Genomic DNA, 18,514 nt, shown 5'->3' with positions numbered 1-18,514 from the left:
CTTTAAGCAAAGACAGACTATGACGGTTTGGAAGATTTGCTTTTCAAAGCTTGTTTTGCCTCTTTTCTTGCTTGGCGATTTTGCTTGATGCGCCATTCTCGCTCAAAGTAGGACATGGTTTCAAAGACTCTTCTAGGAAAGTCAACATCCAGTAAATGAATCGGAATTATCAAGTCGACAGCAGGTTTAACACTTGAAAATTTACTTCGCAGTCGATTCCATAGAGATTTCGTTTTTACAAGGTCTTTGTCAAAAAAACAAACTTCAATCTGGTAAAAATCCCTCGAACTTCTACCACCCTTGATTCTCATAAGAGAAAATGTTTCTACTTGCCTCCAGGAATAAAACTGCCAGTCTTTCTTTGGATGTGGCTTATAGAAAAAACCTTGAGTCGTAAATTTTAAATACTCTTTGCCTGATAGAAGAATCTGCATCCGTTCATACAAGAGCCAACCAACAATAATGAGTAGGAATCCAACAAAAGCAATTAATACTATGATTCCCATTGAATCTTCTTCGGGATAAATCAGCAAAAAAGATAGTATATAAGTAAAAAACACTAACTCGACCAAACAGAGAAGAATAGTCCAGATGACTTTCTTGCTGCTCCATTTTATGATTACTTCTTCCATTATACCAACTCACTTAAATATTCATAGCGTTCGTATTTTTCAAGAAGTTCTTCGTTTTTCTCGTCTAGCTCTTTTTGAAGAGTCGCTAGTTTACCAAAGTCAGAGCCATTTGCCTGCATTTCTTCTTCAATGGCTGCGATACGATTTTCCAAGGCTTCAATATCGCCTTCAATGCTTGCCCACTCCTGCTTTTCTTGATAGGTCATTCGCTTCTTGTCTTCACGGACTTTGACCACTTTCTCTTTTTCGGCCTTTTGAACTTGACTTGCTGTTTCTGCTTCAAAGGCTTTTTCATCAAGGTAGTCGGTATAATGGCCAAAGAAAGTACGGATGCTTCCATTCTCAAAGGCGAGAATCTTGGTCGCTACCTTATCAAGGAAATAGCGATCGTGGCTGACTGTTAAAACAGGACCCGCAAAACCTTGCAAGAAATTCTCCAAGACTGTCAAGGTTGCAATGTCCAAGTCATTTGTCGGCTCATCCAAAAGGAGAGCATTTGGTTTTTCCAAGAGCAGTTTGAGGAGATAAAGGCGTTTTTTCTCTCCACCAGACAATTTCTCAATCAAGGTTCCATGCGTCGAACGTGGGAAAAGGAACTGCTCCAGCAACTCAGCGATGGAAGTCGTAGAACCACCGCTGGTCTTAACCTCTTCTGCTACTTCCTGCAGGTAATTGATAACGCGCTTGCTTTCATCTAAACCTTCAATTTGTTGAGAGAAATAGGCAATGCGAACCGTCTCACCGATGATAACTTGACCTTTAGTCGGCTCAAGACTTCCTGCGATGAGATTAAGCAGAGTTGACTTCCCGACACCATTATCCCCAACAATTCCGATACGGTCTTTGGCTTGCACCAATAGATTAAAATCTTGCAAAATGGGCTTGTTTTCATAGGCGAAGGAAACATTCTGAAACTCGATGACTTTTTTCCCAATCCGACTGGTTTCAAAGTTCATGGTCAAGTCTGTTTCAGCAACGCCACCTGAAACTTCTTTTTTCAAATCGTGGAAACGATTGATACGGGCCTGTTGCTTGGTCGCACGTGCCTGTGGTTGTCTGCGCATCCAGGCCAGTTCTTGCTTATAAAGTTGTTCTTTTTTGTGGAGAAGGGCAGCGTCACGCTCATCTTGTTCAGCCTTGAGGCGAACATAGTCCTGGTAATTTCCCTGATACTCGGTCAAGCCTGCTCGGTCCAACTCGAAAATCCGCGTTGATAGTGCATCTAGGAAATAACGATCGTGGGTGATAAAGAGAACGGTCTTCTTGGAATTTTTCAAAAAAAGAGTCAGCCACTCAATGGTCGCAATATCCAAATGGTTAGTCGGCTCGTCCAGAAGCAAGAGGTCGTGGTTTCCTAGGAGAACTTGCGCCAACTGAACCCTTCTTCTTAGACCACCTGACAATTCACCAACTGGAGTCGACAAGTCCTGAATACCTAGCTTACTGAGGACCGTCTTGACCTGGCTTTCAATTTCCCAGGCTTGGAGAGAATCCATCTCTGCCATGACCCGATCCAAAGGAGCCTGCTTGTCCTCACTGTAGTTGAGCATGATTAACTCATACTCACGAATCAACTGGATTTCCTTGAGGTCGCTGGAGAGAACCGTATCCAAGACCGTCTTGTTATCATCAAAATCAGGATCCTGTGTCAGGTAGCCAATCTTATAGTCATTCTTAGCAGAAAAAGGGCTAACGTCACCATCAAATCCTGAAACTCCAGAAAGAACATCTAAAAGGGTGGTCTTACCCGTTCCATTAACACCAATTAGACCGATTCTGTCCAAGTCATGGATGATAAAGGAAATATCCTTAAAAACGGTCTTGTCACCGACGGATTTGCTTAGTTTTTCAACGATAAAATCACTCATTTTCTCTCCCTCAGGTAAGTATGGATTGCTTGACGATCATTTTCCAATACTCCATCGACAATGGCAAACTCAATCTCTGTTAAAATATCTCCCAAATCTGGACCTGGCTGGTAACCATATTCCTTGATTAAAATACCACCGTTAATCTGAATTTCTTTCTTGTCATGAATGGTCAAACTTTGGTAAGTTTCTGTGATAGCTTGTGGATTGACTTCTTTTCCTTGTGCCTGACGAAGATTTTCAGCCTGTAAAAGTAAATCCAAGTCAAAGCGGTAACAATCACGCTTGCTCAGCTCTCCTTCTTCTCGCAAAGCCAAAATAGTCAGCAAATCCTGAACCTGCTTGGCAAACTGGCGTGAGGTTTTCCATACCTTCAAAAATGGCTGTGCATCTTTAATCTCCAAAACCCACAATAGAGCTGCCCAAGCTTGTTCAGAAGACTCAAAGGTGAAATCCGCCTCTAAATCAAACAATCTTTGGAGCTTTTCTCGACTGTCTGCCATATCTGGAAGATAGTCATAAGCTCGACTCTCAATCATGGAAGCCAGACCAACTCGCCAAAAAGGTGCCAGCAAGAGTTTATCAAACTCAACGAAGGTACGCTCCACAGAAATTTTCTCCAAGAGTGGTGTCAAAGTCTTCATCGCTTCAAATGTTTCTTGCTCAAGTTTAAAACCAAGACTGGCCTGAAAACGAAAACCACGCATAATCCGCAGAGCATCTTCGTTGAAACGTTCACTAGCCACTCCAACTGCTCGCAAGACTTGGTTTTCTAAATCGTCTAAACCATGGAACAAGTCAATAATTTCGCCTGTCTCATCCAAGGCAAACGCATTAACTGTGAAATCACGGCGCTTGAGGTCTTCTTCTAGCGAACGCACAAAGGAAACCGCGCTGGGTCTGCGATAGTCCACATAGACATCCTCTGTTCGAAAAGTTGTTACCTCATACTCCTCGTCCCCTTCTAAAACTAAGACAGTTCCGTGCTCGATTCCAATATCGGCTGTTCGCGGAAAAATCTGCTTGGTCTCCTCTGGATAGGAAGAAGTCGCAATATCCACATCGTGGATAGGACGATTGAGGAGGGCATCTCTGACGGAGCCCCCAACAAAATAGGCTTCAAATCCTGCTTCTTTAATTTTTTCTAATACTGGTAAAGCCTTCTGAAATTCAGAAGGCATTTGCGTTAATCTCATAATAAGTGTTCTAATCCATAGACAAGCTCATGACGCTTGACAACTTCTTTGATTCCCAAATTGACCCCTGTCATGAAGGAGCTGCGATCATAGGAGTCATGACGAAGGGTCAATCCTTCTCCCTGATTGCCAAAGATAACTTCTTGATGAGCTACTAAGCCTGGCAAACGAACTGAGTGGATCCGCATGCCATCAAAATCAGCACCACGGGCACCAGCAATCAATTCTTCCTCATCAGGCGCACCTTGTTGGATAGACTCTCGAACTTCTGCCATCAACTCAGCCGTTTTAATGGCTGTTCCACTCGGAGCATCTTTTTTCTTGTCATGATGGAGCTCGATAATCTCCACATTTGGGAAATATTTGGCAGCCTGCGCCGCAAATTGCATAAGCAAGACAGCTCCCAAGGCAAAGTTGGGAGCAATCAAGCCACCCAAATCTTGTTCACGAGAAAATGCTTTTAGTTCTGCAATTTCTTCACTAGTAAAGCCTGTTGTTCCTACGACAGGAGCAAAGCCATTTTCAAGAGCAAAGCGTGTATTTTCGTAGGCAACGGCTGGTGTAGTAAAATCTACCCAGATATCCGCTTCAAAACCAGCCAAGTCAGCCTTATCATTGAAAACAGGAATTCCCTGCCATTCTGACTCAGACTCAAACGGATCCAAAACTGCAACTAAGTCCAAGCCCGGATCAGCCAAGACCATCTGGCAAGCAGCTTGACCCATTTTTCCTTTAAAACCGGCAATAATTACTCGAATACTCATCTCTACTCCTGTCTAAGATACAAAGCCTGCAAGAACACAAAGTGAAAATAGGAGTTTTGATCAAGGATTGTCTACTCCTTGGAAGAACTATCTTTTTCACACAGGGTTCCAGGCGTGTTCAATTATCAAGATACAAAGGACGTTAGCTGCCCATGAAAAATAAGGAATGGCGCTGACTTTCTACGAAAGGCAAGACAGGCATCTTTTTTCAAGAGGCAGGTAGGCCGTGTTCAATTGCTAAGATACAAAGCTTGTAAGAACAATTTAGACGATTGGTGTATAGCTCAAGGCGATACTACCTTCTCCAAGGTGGGTCCCAATGACACTCCCAAAGGTATTAATTGGAATCTCAGAAGTCACACCACTCTCCATCAAAAGCTGGCGCAAATCCACTGCCTTTTGAGGAGCATTGCCATGGATGACTGTTATACGGTAGTTCCCATCTTTTGTCAACTCCTTGATGATTTCCACCAAACGTTTGATTGCCTTCTTTTCTGTACGAACTTTTTCGTAAACTTCAATCACCCCTTGGTCATTGAAGTAAAGAATAGGCTTGATACTAAGGAGATTCCCTAAAATAGCAGCCCCATTTGACAAACGTCCTCCTTTAACCAAGTGATCGAGGTCATCTACTATGATAAAGGCTGAATTATCAGCAATTTGAATCCCCAACTTCTCCTGAATCTGGGCAAAATCATCACCTTGTTCTGCCCATGCAAAGGCACTCTCCACCATAAATCCTAGAGGGGAACTTGTGATATGGGTATCTGGAAAGGCAATGGTCAAGCCATCATACTCATCCAACATGTATTGGATGTTCTGATAAAAGCCTGAAATTCCTGACGAAAGAAAGAGTCCCAAGACATGGGTATAGCCTTCATCTTTCAAGGAACTTAGAATCTCATCCAATTTGGCAATACTTGGTTGACTGGTTTTAGGCAATTCTGCAGACTGAGCCATTTTTTGATAAAATTCCTCAGCTGTCAGATTGACACCTTCAACATACTCCTCTCCATCGATATTGACAGGAATATCCAAGATAAAAAGATTCTCTCTTTGCAGCGTCTTCTCCTCTAAATAGGCTGAAGAATCTGTAATGACAGCTAATTTCATGACTAAAACTCCAAATTGATCCCTGGAAGATCCAAGGCGATTTCTGTTACTTCATACGTCAAACGATTGAGCATGTTCAAACATGGACGAGCCAAGGTTTCGACTTCTTCTTGGTTAAATTCGCTTGGTTCGTTGACAATGCGACCTTCCACATGGTTGACTTGGGAAATCGTTCCGCTGATGACAAATTTGTCAAAGACAATCATGAAGCTCAAGATAACAACAAGCGAAGTTACTTGGTTTTCTTGGTCATGTTGGAGCAACTGAAAGTTCACATCTACCTTGGTTTCAGGAGCTCCATTTTCATTTTCCCATTCAAAGTTACGAGCATCAAAGTGATACTGGCTAACAAATTCTTGTTCTCGTTTAAGATTCATTTTTCTCTCCCATTGCTACAATTTACTATGCAATTGTACCACATTTTTATCATTTCATCTAGTTTTCTAGGCTTTAGTCAATTCCGATTTCATCTTTAACAACAGCAGCAATCGTATCTACGTAGTAGTTAACTTCTTCTGTCGTAGGAGCTTCTGCCATGACGCGCAAGAGAGGCTCGGTACCACTTGGGCGGACAAGGATACGACCGTTCCCTGCCATTTCTTCTTCCATCTTTTCGATGATCGTTTTAATGGCTGGCACTTCCATAGCTTTCTCTTTCATAGCATTTTCCACTCGGATATTGACCAGTTTTTGTGGGTAAATCGTCACTTCTGATGCCAATTGAGACAAACTCTTACCTGTTTCTTTCATGATTTTAGTCAATTGGACAGCTGATAATTGACCATCACCAGTAGTGTTGTAATCCATTAAGATAACGTGGCCAGACTGTTCACCACCAAGGTTGTAGCCTGATTTTCTCATTTCTTCAACGACATAGCGGTCACCAACTGCAGTGACTTCCTTATTAATGCCAGCACTCTCCAAGGCCTTATGGAAACCAAGGTTAGACATAACCGTTGTCACGATGGTGTTTTGGGCCAACTGGCCTTTTTCAGAAAGGTATTTTCCGATGATGTACATGATCTTATCACCATCGACGATATCGCCATTTTCATCAACAGCAATCAAACGGTCACTATCTCCGTCAAAGGCCAAACCAATAGCTGACTGGCTTTCTTTGACCACTTCTTGAAGAGCTTCTGGATGTGTAGAACCCACATTCAAGTTGATGTTAAGACCATCTGGTGTCTCACCAATAACAGTTATTTGAGCCCCAAGGTCTGCAAAGATTTGACGAGCACTCGTAGACGCTGCACCGTTTGCTGTGTCCAAGGCCACTTTCATTCCTTCAAGAGGAGTTCCAGTTGAAACAAGGTAGCCTTCATACTTACGTAAACCTTCTGGATAGTCCACTAAGGTTCCCAAGCCTTCGGCACTTGGTCGAGGCAGGGTGTCTTCTGTAGCATCTAGCAAGGCTTCGATTTCTGCTTCTTTTTCATCATCAAGTTTGAAGCCATCCCCACCAAAGAATTTAATTCCATTATCAAGGGCTGGGTTGTGACTAGCGGAAATCATGACACCTGCACTGGCTCCCTCAGTTTTGACCAAGTAAGCTACTGCTGGTGTTGCAAGAACACCGAGTTTGTATACGTGAATCCCTACAGAGAGGAGACCTGCCACTAAAGCTGATTCTAACATTTCTCCTGAGATACGTGTATCACGTCCTACAAAAACTTTAGGGGCTTCTGTTTCGTGTTGGCTAAGAACATAACCACCAAAACGTCCCAGTTTAAAGGCCAATTCTGGCGTCAGTTCTACGTTTGCTTCTCCACGGACTCCATCGGTCCCAAAATATTTACCCATTTTTTTATCATCCTTTTCTACTGTTTTATTTAGTCCTGTTTAGACGAGTCTGGTTTCGTTTCTGAACTCGTTGAAGACGAACTGCTGGTTGAAGAGCCCGTTGACGAGGTCGTTGACGAGGAACTCGAGCTAGACGATACTGTTTTGGTTGTAATTTTCATTGTAGTGTCAAATGGCATAATGACGCTTGGTAAGACATTTCCATTTTTATCAACCGCTTGTAGTGAAACAGAGGCTGAGTAGTTACCTGTTATCCGTTCACTCGTTGGCAAGATAGCAATGACACGATCTACTCTAGAGAGAGTTTCCTCGTCACTAATAACCGTTACTTTTTCATCTGACACAGTCACTGTATCAATTTTCACACGAGAATCAATCTGGCTAGGGTCAATCTCCGGCACAACGATTACATTATCTCGTTTTGCTTTTTTACCAACCTTCACTGTTATCTTTTGCGGAGTTGCAACAGCCGTCAAACCACTCGGTAAATTTTCAATGGTTAGAGGAACTTCGATGGTTCCTACACTGGCATTGGTTAAGTCAGCTTTGACCTTGAATTTCCGAGTGCTTTCCTGCATTTCGCTCGCCAAAGCAACTCTGTTTGACCCTGTCAGAAAGACCGTCACTTCAGATGTAAAACCACTGATAAAATACTGATCGCTGTCGTACTGAATATCGATTGGGACATTAAGGACTGTATTGGTATAGGTTTCTGTCCTCACCTGTCTGGCACTGTTGCTATTCTGATAGTTTGTTGAAGTCGCATAGATAAAGAGGATGCAGGCGAAAAAGAAGGAAGAAATAATATAAAGACTATTTTTTCTCATGTTTCAATCCTCCTAGCAAACGCTCTTTCAGACCTTGTTTTTTCTCGGATTTTGGAAGCAAGATTCTTCTTAACTCCGATTCAAACTCTTCCAGGGTCAAATCATGCTTAAAGACTCCATTATAGGTGATTGAGATACCGCCTGTTTCCTCTGAAACCACAAAGGTAAGAGCATCTGATACTTCCGACAAACCAATCGCTGCCCTGTGACGTGTCCCAAACTCCTTGGAAATTCCTGTATTTTCAGTCAGGGGTAGGTAGGCTGAAGTTACGGCAATCCGATCTTCTCTGACAATGACCGCACCATCGTGCAAGGGAGTATTGGGGATAAAGATATTAATCAATAACTCAGAGGAAATCTTAGCATCCAGAGGAATCCCAGTCGAGATATATTCCTGCAAGGTTCTCACGCGTTGCACTGCTACCAGAGCACCAATCTTACGGGGGCTCATGTACTCGACTGATTTGACAAAGGCACGAACCATTTGCTCTTCCGCACTAATAGGGGCATTGTAGAAGAAATCCGTAGCCCGGCCCAATCGTTCCAAACCAGTTCGAATCTCTGGTGAAAAAATAACTACTGCTGCGATAACCCCATAAGTGATGATCTGATTGATCAACCAGGAAATGGTCGTCAAACCAATCATATTGGACAGAATCTGACCTAAAATAAAGATCAAGACTCCACGAACCAATATCATGATTTTGGTCCCTGCAATCGCTTTGGTAAAATGATATAAAATATAAGTCACAATGAGAATATCAATCAGATTGGTGACTATTGTCCAAGGACTTGAAAACAAACTCGTCCAGTATTGCAAATTGGATAATTGTTGAAAATTCATCCCTGGCCTCCTCCCTGTCAAAACACTTTCTGTACCATTATACCATTTTTTGCCCATTTTTTCCCTATCCTACCTCATTTTAAATTAAGCAAAAATATGATAAAATAAACTGATTAGAATAAACGAAGGAGAAATCATGTCTAAACTCTATGATATTACCATTGTCGGTGGCGGTCCTGTCGGGCTCTTTGCTGCCTTTTACGCCCACCTACGCCAAGCTAAAGTCCAAATCATCGACTCCCTTCCCCAGCTAGGTGGCCAGCCAGCCATCCTCTACCCTGAGAAGCAAATCCTTGATGTGCCAGGTTTTCCAAACTTAACCGGGGAAGAATTGACCAATCGCTTGATTGAACAGCTAAACGGCTTTGAAACACCTGTTCACCTCAACGAAACTGTTCTTGAAATCAAGAAACAAGATCAAGGATTTACCATCACTACTAATAAGGGAAGCCACCTGACCAAAACAGTCATCATTGCTATGGGGGGCGGTGCCTTTAAACCGCGTCCACTCGAATTGGAGAACGTTGAGGACTATGAAAATATCCACTACCACGTTTCCAACATTCAGCAATACGCTGGCAAGAAAGTGACCATCCTTGGTGGTGGGGACTCAGCAGTAGACTGGGCTCTGGCTTTTGAAAAGATTTCCCCAACCACTCTCGTTCACCGCAGAGATAATTTCCGCGCCTTGGAACATAGTGTGCAAGCTCTGCAAGAATCATCTGTGACCATCAAGACACCGTTCGTCCCTAGCCAACTCCTTGGAGATGGTAAAACACTCGACAAACTAGAAATCACCAAAGTCAAATCAGATGAAACCGAAACGATTGAGGTAGACCATCTCTTTGTCAACTATGGTTTCAAATCATCTGTTGGCAATCTTAAAAATTGGGGTCTGGATCTCAACCGCCACAAGATTATCGTCAATAGCAAACAAGAGTCTAGCCAAGCAGGCATCTATGCTATCGGCGACTGTTGCTACTATGACGGTAAGATTGATTTGATTGCGACAGGACTGGGGGAAGCTCCAACAGCTGTTAACAATGCCATCAACTACATTGACCCAGAACAAAAAGTGCAACCCAAACACTCGACCAGTTTATAAGAAAAGAACCACGAATCAACTGATTCGTGGTTTTATAGTTCTTCCGCTAATTTATTTATCTTTCTGAGTCTGTGATTGACGCCACTTTTGGTTAGGGGATTGCTCAGGCTATCCGCCAACTGCTGGATAGAGTAGTCTGGGTGCTGGATCCGTAAGCGAGCCACCTCCTGCAAATCCACTGGTAAATTTTCCAAACCCATTCTATCTTTGATTTTACTGATATTATTGATAGTCTTCATGCTGGCAGAAACTGTCCGAGCGATATTGGCTGTTTCAGCGTTATTGGCGCGATTGAGGTCGTTACGGGTTTCACGCAAAATCTTGACGCGCTCAAAATTATCACGCGCCTGCATGGCCCCAATCACGATCAAGAAATCCATGATGTCCTCTGCCCGCTGAAGATAGGTAACCGCACCTTTCCTGCGCTCAATGACCTTGGCGTCCAGCAAAAACTGCTGAAGAAGAGAGGCCAACCCTTGGGCATGGTCCAGATAAACGGAACTGATCTCCAACTGGTACTTGCCAGACTCCGGATCTCGGATGCTACCATTTGCCAGAAAGGCCCCACATAAGTAAGCACGACCAGCTTCTTCATCTGCTAAAATATCGGGATCGATACCTGTCTCCAAACCAAAGAAGGAATCTGCAAGCCGCAAATCAGCTAAAAGCTCCTGCACCCTCTCATCTGTATAGACCGTATAGACACGATTCTTACGAAGATTGCTTCTCTGATGGTGACGAATCTCTGACTTGATATCATAAAAATGGAGAAAGGACTCATAAAGGTGCCGAGCTAACTTGGCATTTTCAGTTACAACTGACAAGGTCAAGCCTGAAGTCGAGAGACCGATACTGCCAGACATCTTGATAATGGCAGACAATTCATGACGGCTGAGATGATGTTGACCAAGAATTTCTTCTTTTACTGCAACTGTAAAACTCATTTTCTCACCTGTATAATGCGCATCAATTCATCTACAATCAAATCGCCATCATGGAAGGCTCCTCCATTTTCCAAACGAAGGAAGTTGGATGAAATCACACGAGGGACCTGCTTGCAAAGACCAGCAAAATCATGCTCTACCTGAACCAAATATTCATCAAAACGGTTGGTATCCATGTATTCTCTAGGAACCTTTTCGATATTAACCAAGACCGTATCAATAAATGGCCGACCTAAGTGTCGATGGAGGACTTCCACGTGGTCACTGTCTGAAAAGTGCTCTGTTTCCCCACGCTGGGTCATGATATTGCAGACATAGGCGATCTCCGCCTTGGTCTCCAAGAGTGCCTGTCCAATCTCCTCGATGACAATATTGGGCAAAATCGATGTAAAGAGGGAACCAGGCCCCAAGACAATCATGTCACTCTCGAGAATGGTATTGACTACTCGACGGCTGGCTTGCGGTGTTTCATCATCCAAGGTATTGGTCACATAGACATGGTCGATCATGCCTGGATGATCAGCAATGTGGCTCTCACCTGCCACCTCAGAACCGTCTTTAAAGACTGCATGCAGTGTCAAAGGATGATCGCTTGAGGGGTAGATCTTTCCTGTTGTGTGAAAGAATTTACTGAGTAATTGCATAGCATTGTAGGTAGATCCTTGCATTTCAGAAAGCCCTGCTATGATGATATTTCCTAGCGGATGACCCGCAAAAGCTCCAGCCTCTTCTGAAAAGCGGTACTGAAAAACCTTCTCATAAAATTTAGGCATATCCGACATGGCTACCAGAACATTGCGAAGATCGCCTGGTGGTGTCAGTTGTTGGATATTCTTTCTTAGTTCACCAGAAGAGCCACCATCATCAGCTACCGTTACGATGGCTGCGATATCAACATCCTTTTCTCGCAAGCTTTTCAAAATGACGGGGATACCTGTTCCTCCACCAATTACCGTTATCTTTGGTTTTCTCATGAACGGTTTACCGTTTCCTTTCTTCTGTCTTTGTCACGATGGCTTTCATTGACAGGCCAGTTTTTAGCAAGGTCCTCAGCGATTCGTTTGGCAAAGGCAACACTACGGTGTTGTCCACCTGTACAACCTACTGCGATGGTTAAAACAGACTTGCCTTCTTTTTTGTAACTTGGCAAAATGGGTTCAATCAAGGCGAGTAAGTGCTGATAGAAACTTTCAGACTCTTCATGATTCATCACATAGTCATAAACTGCTTGATCCTCACCTGTCTGATTACGGAGTTCAGGGAGGTAGTATGGGTTTGGTAAGAAACGGACATCAAAGACCAAGTCTGCATCGATAGGAATACCATACTTGAATCCAAAAGACATGACTTCGATACGGAAAGACTGGGCTTGTTCTTGGTCCGAAAATTGCTCAGCAATGGTTTTACGAAGTTCACGCGGAGTAAGTTCTGTCGTATCCACCACATTTTGGCTCATGTTTTTCAAAGGTGCCAAGAGCTCGCGCTCCAGCTTGATGCCGTCCAAAATCCGACCATCCGCTGCTAGAGGGTGACTCCGTCTGGTTTCCTTGTAACGGGCCACCAATTCCTTATCTTTTGCATCCAAAAAGAGAATTTTGAAATCCAAATCATCTTGGTTTTCCAATTCATCCAAAACTGCCTGAATCTCTGAAAAGAAGGAACGGCTCCGCATGTCCACAACCAAGGCCAGTTTGTGGTCATCATCCTTGGTCTCTACCAACTGCAAAAACTTTGGCAAGAGGGCTGGTGGCATATTGTCAATAGTGAAATATCCCAAATCCTCGAAGGACTGAATGGCTACTGTTTTCCCTGCGCCACTCATCCCTGTCACAATCACCAGGTGAAGTTGTTTCTTTGTCATCTATCTCTCCTTATATCAAAAAAAGTTTGGCAGAGCCAAACTTCAACTAGCTTATCCAATCTCTGCGATCACTTCAATTTCGACTTTTACATCACGAGGAAGACGTGCAACCTCTACAGCTGAACGAGCTGGAAATTCCTCTTTAAAGGCAGTCTGGTAAACCTCGTTAAAAGGAACAAAGTCATTCATATCGCTCAAGAAGCAAGTTGTTTTAACAACATGGTCAAAGTCTGTTCCTGCTTCTGCCAAAATAGCGCCGATATTTTTCAAGACTTGTTCTGTCTGTTCTTGGATCGTTTCTCCTACAATTTCTCCAGTTTCAGGAGATAGGGGAACTTGACCGCTAGCAAACAAAAGATTGCCAACGATTTTCCCTTGAACATATGGTCCGATTGCTTTTGGAGCTTTGTCTGTATGAATTGTTTTTGCCATTTCTTTCCCTCACAATTTTTCTAATATTGCATCCCAAGCCTGATCCATCCCTGCCTTGCTGACAGATGAAAAGAGGATGAAGTCGTCACTTGGGTCAAAGTTTAATTTCTTTTTGATTGCTGATTCGTGCTTGTTCCACTTACCGCGAGGAATCTTGTCCGCCTTGGTCGCAACGATGATAACCGGAATCTCATAATACTTGAGAAATTCGTACATCTGCACATCATCTGCTGACGGGTCGTGGCGGAGATCCACCAAACTGACAACCGCACGGAGATTTTCCCGAGTCGTTAGGTACTCCTCAATCATGCGCCCCCATTTTTCACGTTCCTTTTTAGAAACGCGGGCATAGCCATAACCTGGTACATCCACAAAACGCATCTTGTCATCAATGTTGAAGAAGTTGAGTAACTGGGTCTTCCCAGGTTTTCCTGATGTACGAGCAAGATTTTTGCGGTTCAACATGGTGTTGATAAAGCTAGACTTGCCGACATTTGAACGCCCTGCAAGGGCAATCTCTGGCAGTTCATCCTGCGGATAGTGGGACTTGTTTGCCGCACTGAGCAGGATTTCAGCATTGTGTGTATTGATTTCCATAGTCACCTCTAGGCTGTTTCTAGAATGGGTTTTTCCGTTCCATCAACAGCTTCTTTTGTGATGCGGACCAATTTCACATTTTCTTGACTTGGCACTTCAAACATAACGTCTAGCATGGTTTCTTCGATGATTGAGCGAAGACCACGCGCACCAGTTTTGCGTTCAATAGCCTTATTGGCGATTTCCTGAAGAGCTTCGTCGTCAAATTCCAACTCAACATCATCATAAGAAAGCAAGGTCTGGTATTGTTTGACCAAGGCATTTCTTGGCTCTTTCAAAATGCGAACCAAGTCATCCACTGTCAACTGCTCCAAGGCTGCAAAGACAGGCAAGCGTCCAATTAATTCAGGAATAATACCGAATTTCTGAATATCTTCTGCAATGATTTCTTGCATGTATGAGCTCTTTTCGTCAATTGCCTTGTTGTTTTGTCCGAAACCGATAACTTTTTCACCAAGACGCTGTTTGACAATTTCTTCGATGCCATCAAAAGCACCACCCACGATGAAGAGGATGTTTTTAGTATCCACCTGAATCATCTCTTGTTGTGGATGTTTGCGTCCACCTTGTGGAGGAACACTTGCTACTGTACCTTCGATAATCTTGAGGAGGGCTTGTTGCACACCTTCACCAGAAACATCACGTGTAATAGAAACATTCTCGCTCTTCTTAGCAATCTTATCAATCTCATCGACGTAGATAATCCCACGTTCTGCACGTTCAATGTTAAAGTCAGCTGCCTGCAAGAGTTTGAGGAGGATATTTTCAACGTCCTCACCAACATAACCAGCTTCCGTCAATGCCGTTGCATCAGCAATAGCAAATGGTACATTCAAACTTCTAGCAAGAGTTTGAGCAAGGAAAGTCTTCCCTGATCCAGTTGGGCCAATCATTAGAATGTTTGACTTTTGCAAATCAACATCTTCAGTCTCTTCACGAGTGTCATGGAAATTGATGCGTTTGTAGTGGTTATATACAGCCACTGCCAAAGCACGTTTGGCACGATCTTGACCGATCACATAGTGGTTCAAAATATTTAGGAGTTCGATTGGTTTTGGTACCTCAGACAAGTCCGCCAAAACTTCCTCAGCCAACTCCTCACGAATAATTTCCTGGGCCAACTCCACACATTCATTACAGATAAAGGCATTGTTCCCAGCGATTATTTTTTTAACTTCTTCTTGGCTTTTGCCACAAAATGAGCAATAAACCATCATATCATTTTTCCTATTTGTAGGCATGATTCCCTTCCGTTCTAACTATTCTTTATATCTAAAATAAGGTCATATAAAAAGCATGAATGCTATTCACCAAGTTTGTAAAGGCATTAAGCCAAAGCAGAGTAGCAAGTCCAAAGCGCTTTTTACGAAAAGCGTGTGTTCCAGCTACAAGACAGACAGCACACAAAAGAGCTGTAAAAAATCCAAAAATACTACGCTCCATTAGACTTCCTTTCTCTTTCTATATTCAATGGTAAAATCATAGGCATTTTTTTCATCTTTGCTATAAGATTTACTTGTAACGGTCTCAAAAGCAGTCAAGTCAAAATCTGCTGGGAAATAGGTATCCCCTTCAACTTGAGCATGAATTTGTGTCACAATGATCTCATCCAGATAGGATTCAAAAAGCTGAAAAATCTGCTTGCCACCAAGGATGTATAGATTTTTATCCTGATGATGATACCAGTCTAAAACATCCTCAACATTTTGGAAAACCAAAGCACCATCAATTGACTCTTCGGGATTACGCGTCAAAATCAGGGTTTCACGTCCTGGAAGTAAACGTCGTCCCATTCCATCAAAGGTGACACGCCCCATTAAAATGGCATGATTCAAGGTTGTTTCTTTAAAATGTTTCAACTCTGCTGGCAAATGCCAAGGAAGACGCTCATCTTTTCCGATTACACCCTTTTCATCTTGAGCCCAAATGGCTACGATTTTCTTTGTCATGCTTTCATCCTTTTCATTGATAGTTCTATTTTATCAAAATTCTCCCAAAAAGGCTGTTTTGAAACGCGCGCAAAAGAGAGAAAAGGAGCAGGCTTCATTAAGCATGCTCCTCTCGTCCCTAGGACATATATTTTTTTGCTTCTGATTCGATTTTTTCGACCACTTCTTGGATACTCAGTCCAGTTGTGTCAAGGTAAACCGCATCCTCAGCCTGCTTGAGAGGTGAGGTTTCACGATGACTATCCTTGTAGTCACGCGCAGCAATCTCTTCTTTCAGCGTTTCAAGGTCTGTTTCAATCCCTTTAGCAATATTTTCCTTGTAACGACGCTCTGCTCTTTCTTCAACAGAAGCCACTAGGAAAATCTTGAGTTCAGCTTGTGGTAAAACAACTGTCCCGATATCACGCCCATCCATGACGATACCACCTTGCTGAGCAATCTCTTGCTGGAGCGAAACCAGTTTCTCACGCACTTCAGGAATGGCAGAAATGCTTGAAACCTTGTTGGTTACTTCATTTTCACGAATCGGATGAGTAATCTCAACATCCCCTACAAAAACAAGTTGCTCACCTGTTTCTGAACGACCAAAACTAATGGGGTGTTGGTTAAGAAGCTCAAGAAGTTGGTCTACATTTCCTGCATCCAACTGATGCTTGAGCGCTATATAAGTCGCAGCACGGTACATAGCACCTGTATCCAGATAAGTGTAACCAAAATCCTTAGCGACAATCTTTGCGACCGTACTCTTACCACTCGAAGCTGGGCCATCGATAGCAATTTGAATAGTCTTCATGATTGACTCCTATCTTGTCTTAATCACATCACCTGGGTTGGCAAACCAAGATCCAGATGACATGTGAGAAGGATTTAGGGCTTCTAGCTGGGCAATGGAAATCCCTGCACGTTGAGCAAGAGCTGCTTCTCCCTCTCCAGGCTGTACTGTAAGTGTTCCTTCACCCTCTGTAGTATGTTCTTCCGAACTGCTCTGTGAAGGTGTTGATTCAGAAGAAGCTGTTTCCTCTACCTTGCTACTTGAAGATGATGATTCTTCCACTTTAGAACTTGAACTTGTAGAAGGAGACGATGCATCATAGAAGTCCTTCAAAGATGAAGTACGATTGCTTCCACCGGTTGATAGGTAAATCAATACAACTACCATCGCTACAACAATTACAAAGAAGAGGCTAGCTAGAACTGTCAAGACACGATTGGCAACAACGCCTTTCCCTTTTTGTTTCCGGTGTCGACGCTCTGATCTTGTTTCTTCCTCATTGTTTTCGTAAATATCTTCTTGCCACGGTTCTTTTGCCATACCTTACTCCTTGTTTTTTTTTACTTTTCTTATTACAATATAAATATGAAAATCACACTTATACCTGAACGTTGCATCGCCTGTGGGCTTTGCCAAACTTATTCTGAATTATTTGATTACCACGATAATGGAATCGTGCGTTTTTACGATGACCCTGACCAACTAGAAAAAGAAATCTCTCCTAGTCAGGACGTCGTAGAAGCTGTTAGAAACTGTCCGACACGTGCCTTGATTAAAGATTAACTCTAATATCAACAAGAACGTCCTACTCCTTCTAGTTTAGCATATTTCCATGCAAAATTATAGTCTTTTCTCTTTATTTTTTTCTGTAAAATCAGGAAGGTCACTTTTTTCTTTGACGAGATAAAGTGGTCTTTTTTTAGTCTCTAGATAAATCTTACTAATATACTTGCCAAGAATCCCAATGGTCAAGAGTTGAATCCCACCAAGGAAGAGAATAACAGCCATCAGAGAGGTCCAACCTGATGTCGGATTGCCCAAAATGAGGGTCCGAACCACAACAAAAAAGGTCATTAGTAGAGAAATAAAACAAGATAGGAGACCTGCCACAAAGGCGATAATCAAGGGAAAATCTGAAAAGTTAACAATCCCTTCAATAGAGTAGAAAAAGAGTTGCTTAAAACTCCAACTGGTCTTGCCAGCCTGCCTTTCGACATTTGGATAGTCCAGATAGTGGATTTTAAAACCGACCCAGGCAAAAAGTCCTTTAGAAAAACGATTGGACTCGGTCAAAGCTAAAATGGCATCCACTACAGATCTTCTCATCATGCGAAAATCACGGACACCTGACGGCAAGGCTACTGGACTAATTTTTTTCATGAAGCCATAAAAGAGATCAGCACAGAAACTGCGAAAGAAGGGTTCTCCCTCCCTACTAGTTCTCCGGGTCCCAACACAGTCCAAATCCGCATTCTTGTCTAGTAAGACTTTCATCTCAAGCAACATACCAGGAGGATCCTGGAGGTCTGCATCCATCACCACCACTAGATCCCCTGTCGCATATTGCAAGCCTGCATAGAGAGCAGCTTCTTTGCCAAAATTTCGCGAGAAAGAAATATAATGAACTGCCGGATTTTGCTCCCGATAGGTCTTTAAAAGTTCCAAAGTCCCATCACTTGATCCATCGTCGACAAAGACATACTCGATTTCTGTTTCCAAATCTGGAAGTAAAGCTTCCAAAGCCTGATAAAAAAGAGGAAGTACTTCCTCTTCGTTTAAACAGGGGACAATGATTGACATCACCATC

Annotated in this window: 22 protein-coding genes; 2 read left to right on the top strand and 20 right to left on the bottom strand. The window is 42.9% G+C overall.

The annotated features are described in order from the left end of the window. Positions 1-17: 17 nt before the first annotated feature. The 9 genes from GOM47_RS02940 to cdaA form a co-directional block, all read right to left on the bottom strand. Complete coding sequence (locus tag GOM47_RS02940; RefSeq protein WP_235081005.1) at positions 18-506, bottom strand: hypothetical protein; 489 nt, start codon at positions 504-506, stop codon at positions 18-20. Between the two features lie 125 nt (positions 507-631). Then, the gene (locus GOM47_RS02935; RefSeq protein ID WP_235081004.1) at positions 632-2,500 is read right to left on the bottom strand and encodes an ABC-F family ATP-binding cassette domain-containing protein; all 1,869 of its coding nucleotides are present in this window, start codon (positions 2,498-2,500) and stop codon (positions 632-634) included. Beyond that, complete coding sequence (locus GOM47_RS02930) at positions 2,497-3,696, bottom strand: CCA tRNA nucleotidyltransferase (RefSeq protein WP_008292630.1); 1,200 nt, start codon at positions 3,694-3,696, stop codon at positions 2,497-2,499. The genes GOM47_RS02935 and GOM47_RS02930 overlap by 4 nt, the downstream gene beginning before the upstream one ends. Continuing rightward, positions 3,693-4,460: a 4-hydroxy-tetrahydrodipicolinate reductase gene (gene dapB, locus GOM47_RS02925; RefSeq protein WP_000027888.1), complete on the bottom strand. Its 768-nt coding sequence runs from the start codon at positions 4,458-4,460 to the stop codon at positions 3,693-3,695. The genes GOM47_RS02930 and dapB overlap by 4 nt, the downstream gene beginning before the upstream one ends. Before the next feature lie 264 nt (positions 4,461-4,724). Beyond that, positions 4,725-5,573, bottom strand: coding sequence for a DegV family protein (locus tag GOM47_RS02920; RefSeq protein WP_235081003.1), 849 nt, complete (start codon positions 5,571-5,573; stop codon positions 4,725-4,727). A 2-nt stretch (positions 5,574-5,575) separates the two neighbouring features. Next, positions 5,576-5,950, bottom strand: a complete 375-nt coding sequence (locus GOM47_RS02915) for a DUF1149 family protein (protein WP_001050092.1) — start codon at positions 5,948-5,950, stop codon at positions 5,576-5,578. A gap of 73 nt (positions 5,951-6,023) precedes the next feature. Next, the gene (gene glmM, locus GOM47_RS02910) at positions 6,024-7,376 is read right to left on the bottom strand and encodes a phosphoglucosamine mutase (RefSeq protein ID WP_235081002.1); all 1,353 of its coding nucleotides are present in this window, start codon (positions 7,374-7,376) and stop codon (positions 6,024-6,026) included. Positions 7,377-7,405: 29 nt separating this feature from the next. Then, complete coding sequence (locus GOM47_RS02905; protein ID WP_235081001.1) at positions 7,406-8,203, bottom strand: YbbR-like domain-containing protein; 798 nt, start codon at positions 8,201-8,203, stop codon at positions 7,406-7,408. Then, positions 8,190-9,047: a diadenylate cyclase CdaA gene (gene cdaA / locus GOM47_RS02900; RefSeq protein WP_235081000.1), complete on the bottom strand. Its 858-nt coding sequence runs from the start codon at positions 9,045-9,047 to the stop codon at positions 8,190-8,192. The genes GOM47_RS02905 and cdaA overlap by 14 nt, the downstream gene beginning before the upstream one ends. 136 nt (positions 9,048-9,183) lie before the next feature. Between cdaA and GOM47_RS02895 the strand changes: the two genes are divergently transcribed. Next, complete coding sequence (locus tag GOM47_RS02895; RefSeq protein WP_235080999.1) at positions 9,184-10,152, top strand: NAD(P)/FAD-dependent oxidoreductase; 969 nt, start codon at positions 9,184-9,186, stop codon at positions 10,150-10,152. Between the two features lie 32 nt (positions 10,153-10,184). Here GOM47_RS02895 and whiA read toward each other — a convergent pair whose 3' ends face one another. The 10 genes from whiA to GOM47_RS02845 all read right to left on the bottom strand — a co-directional run bounded on the left by whiA (position 10,185) and on the right by GOM47_RS02845 (position 17,247). After that, a complete protein-coding gene (whiA, locus tag GOM47_RS02890) occupies positions 10,185-11,096 on the bottom strand; it encodes a DNA-binding protein WhiA (protein WP_235080998.1) in 912 nt (303 codons plus the stop codon). After that, positions 11,093-12,070 (bottom strand): YvcK family protein, encoded by a 978-nt coding sequence (locus tag GOM47_RS02885; RefSeq protein WP_200371063.1) that lies wholly within the window; start codon positions 12,068-12,070, stop codon positions 11,093-11,095. Before GOM47_RS02885 ends, whiA begins: the two co-directional genes overlap by 4 nt. Further along, positions 12,067-12,957: an RNase adapter RapZ gene (gene rapZ / locus GOM47_RS02880; protein ID WP_000163046.1), complete on the bottom strand. Its 891-nt coding sequence runs from the start codon at positions 12,955-12,957 to the stop codon at positions 12,067-12,069. Before rapZ ends, GOM47_RS02885 begins: the two co-directional genes overlap by 4 nt. Before the next feature lie 51 nt (positions 12,958-13,008). Next, the gene (locus GOM47_RS02875) at positions 13,009-13,389 is read right to left on the bottom strand and encodes a RidA family protein (RefSeq protein ID WP_001140420.1); all 381 of its coding nucleotides are present in this window, start codon (positions 13,387-13,389) and stop codon (positions 13,009-13,011) included. Positions 13,390-13,398: 9 nt separating this feature from the next. Continuing rightward, a complete protein-coding gene (yihA, locus tag GOM47_RS02870; RefSeq protein ID WP_000405203.1) occupies positions 13,399-13,986 on the bottom strand; it encodes a ribosome biogenesis GTP-binding protein YihA/YsxC in 588 nt (195 codons plus the stop codon). An 8-nt stretch (positions 13,987-13,994) separates the two neighbouring features. Next, positions 13,995-15,227, bottom strand: coding sequence for an ATP-dependent Clp protease ATP-binding subunit ClpX (gene clpX / locus GOM47_RS02865; RefSeq protein WP_235080997.1), 1,233 nt, complete (start codon positions 15,225-15,227; stop codon positions 13,995-13,997). 31 nt (positions 15,228-15,258) lie between these two features. Beyond that, the gene (locus GOM47_RS02860; protein WP_000442255.1) at positions 15,259-15,429 is read right to left on the bottom strand and encodes a hypothetical protein; all 171 of its coding nucleotides are present in this window, start codon (positions 15,427-15,429) and stop codon (positions 15,259-15,261) included. Further along, positions 15,429-15,935 carry a dihydrofolate reductase gene (locus GOM47_RS02855; protein ID WP_235080996.1) on the bottom strand — a complete coding sequence of 169 codons (507 nt, stop codon included), beginning with the start codon at positions 15,933-15,935 and terminating at the stop codon, positions 15,429-15,431. Before GOM47_RS02855 ends, GOM47_RS02860 begins: the two co-directional genes overlap by 1 nt. Before the next feature lie 118 nt (positions 15,936-16,053). Then, entirely contained in the window at positions 16,054-16,728 is a 675-nt protein-coding gene (cmk, locus tag GOM47_RS02850) for a (d)CMP kinase (protein ID WP_070657425.1), read from the bottom strand. 9 nt (positions 16,729-16,737) lie between these two features. Then, positions 16,738-17,247, bottom strand: a complete 510-nt coding sequence (locus tag GOM47_RS02845) for an SAG1386/EF1546 family surface-associated protein (protein WP_049479530.1) — start codon at positions 17,245-17,247, stop codon at positions 16,738-16,740. Between the two features lie 45 nt (positions 17,248-17,292). Between GOM47_RS02845 and GOM47_RS02840 the strand changes: the two genes are divergently transcribed. Next, complete coding sequence (locus tag GOM47_RS02840) at positions 17,293-17,490, top strand: ferredoxin (RefSeq protein WP_004235080.1); 198 nt, start codon at positions 17,293-17,295, stop codon at positions 17,488-17,490. Positions 17,491-17,547: 57 nt separating this feature from the next. Here GOM47_RS02840 and GOM47_RS02835 read toward each other — a convergent pair whose 3' ends face one another. Then, positions 17,548-18,513 (bottom strand): glycosyltransferase family 2 protein, encoded by a 966-nt coding sequence (locus GOM47_RS02835; RefSeq protein WP_049479532.1) that lies wholly within the window; start codon positions 18,511-18,513, stop codon positions 17,548-17,550. Position 18,514: the final 1 nt, after the last annotated feature.

The sequence above is a fragment of the Streptococcus oralis genome (genome assembly GCF_021497945.1).
Lineage (GTDB): Bacteria > Bacillota > Bacilli > Lactobacillales > Streptococcaceae > Streptococcus > Streptococcus oralis_BR.
This window is presented reverse-complemented; position numbering and strand designations above follow the sequence as displayed.

Coding starts and splice junctions, on each gene's coding strand:
- GOM47_RS02940 (WP_235081005.1), bottom strand. CDS start 506: ATGGGAATCATAGTATTAATTGCTTTTGTTGGATTCCTACTCATTATT.
- GOM47_RS02935 (WP_235081004.1), bottom strand. CDS start 2,500: ATGAGTGATTTTATCGTTGAAAAACTAAGCAAATCCGTCGGTGACAAG.
- GOM47_RS02930 (WP_008292630.1), bottom strand. CDS start 3,696: ATGAGATTAACGCAAATGCCTTCTGAATTTCAGAAGGCTTTACCAGTA.
- dapB (WP_000027888.1), bottom strand. CDS start 4,460: ATGAGTATTCGAGTAATTATTGCCGGTTTTAAAGGAAAAATGGGTCAA.
- GOM47_RS02920 (WP_235081003.1), bottom strand. CDS start 5,573: ATGAAATTAGCTGTCATTACAGATTCTTCAGCCTATTTAGAGGAGAAG.
- GOM47_RS02915 (WP_001050092.1), bottom strand. CDS start 5,950: ATGAATCTTAAACGAGAACAAGAATTTGTTAGCCAGTATCACTTTGAT.
- glmM (WP_235081002.1), bottom strand. CDS start 7,376: ATGGGTAAATATTTTGGGACCGATGGAGTCCGTGGAGAAGCAAACGTA.
- GOM47_RS02905 (WP_235081001.1), bottom strand. CDS start 8,203: ATGAGAAAAAATAGTCTTTATATTATTTCTTCCTTCTTTTTCGCCTGC.
- cdaA (WP_235081000.1), bottom strand. CDS start 9,047: ATGAATTTTCAACAATTATCCAATTTGCAATACTGGACGAGTTTGTTT.
- GOM47_RS02895 (WP_235080999.1), top strand. CDS start 9,184: ATGTCTAAACTCTATGATATTACCATTGTCGGTGGCGGTCCTGTCGGG.
- whiA (WP_235080998.1), bottom strand. CDS start 11,096: ATGAGTTTTACAGTTGCAGTAAAAGAAGAAATTCTTGGTCAACATCAT.
- GOM47_RS02885 (WP_200371063.1), bottom strand. CDS start 12,070: ATGAGAAAACCAAAGATAACGGTAATTGGTGGAGGAACAGGTATCCCC.
- rapZ (WP_000163046.1), bottom strand. CDS start 12,957: ATGACAAAGAAACAACTTCACCTGGTGATTGTGACAGGGATGAGTGGC.
- GOM47_RS02875 (WP_001140420.1), bottom strand. CDS start 13,389: ATGGCAAAAACAATTCATACAGACAAAGCTCCAAAAGCAATCGGACCA.
- yihA (WP_000405203.1), bottom strand. CDS start 13,986: ATGGAAATCAATACACACAATGCTGAAATCCTGCTCAGTGCGGCAAAC.
- clpX (WP_235080997.1), bottom strand. CDS start 15,227: ATGCCTACAAATAGGAAAAATGATATGATGGTTTATTGCTCATTTTGT.
- GOM47_RS02860 (WP_000442255.1), bottom strand. CDS start 15,429: ATGGAGCGTAGTATTTTTGGATTTTTTACAGCTCTTTTGTGTGCTGTC.
- GOM47_RS02855 (WP_235080996.1), bottom strand. CDS start 15,935: ATGACAAAGAAAATCGTAGCCATTTGGGCTCAAGATGAAAAGGGTGTA.
- cmk (WP_070657425.1), bottom strand. CDS start 16,728: ATGAAGACTATTCAAATTGCTATCGATGGCCCAGCTTCGAGTGGTAAG.
- GOM47_RS02845 (WP_049479530.1), bottom strand. CDS start 17,247: ATGGCAAAAGAACCGTGGCAAGAAGATATTTACGAAAACAATGAGGAA.
- GOM47_RS02840 (WP_004235080.1), top strand. CDS start 17,293: ATGAAAATCACACTTATACCTGAACGTTGCATCGCCTGTGGGCTTTGC.
- GOM47_RS02835 (WP_049479532.1), bottom strand. CDS start 18,513: ATGGTGATGTCAATCATTGTCCCCTGTTTAAACGAAGAGGAAGTACTT.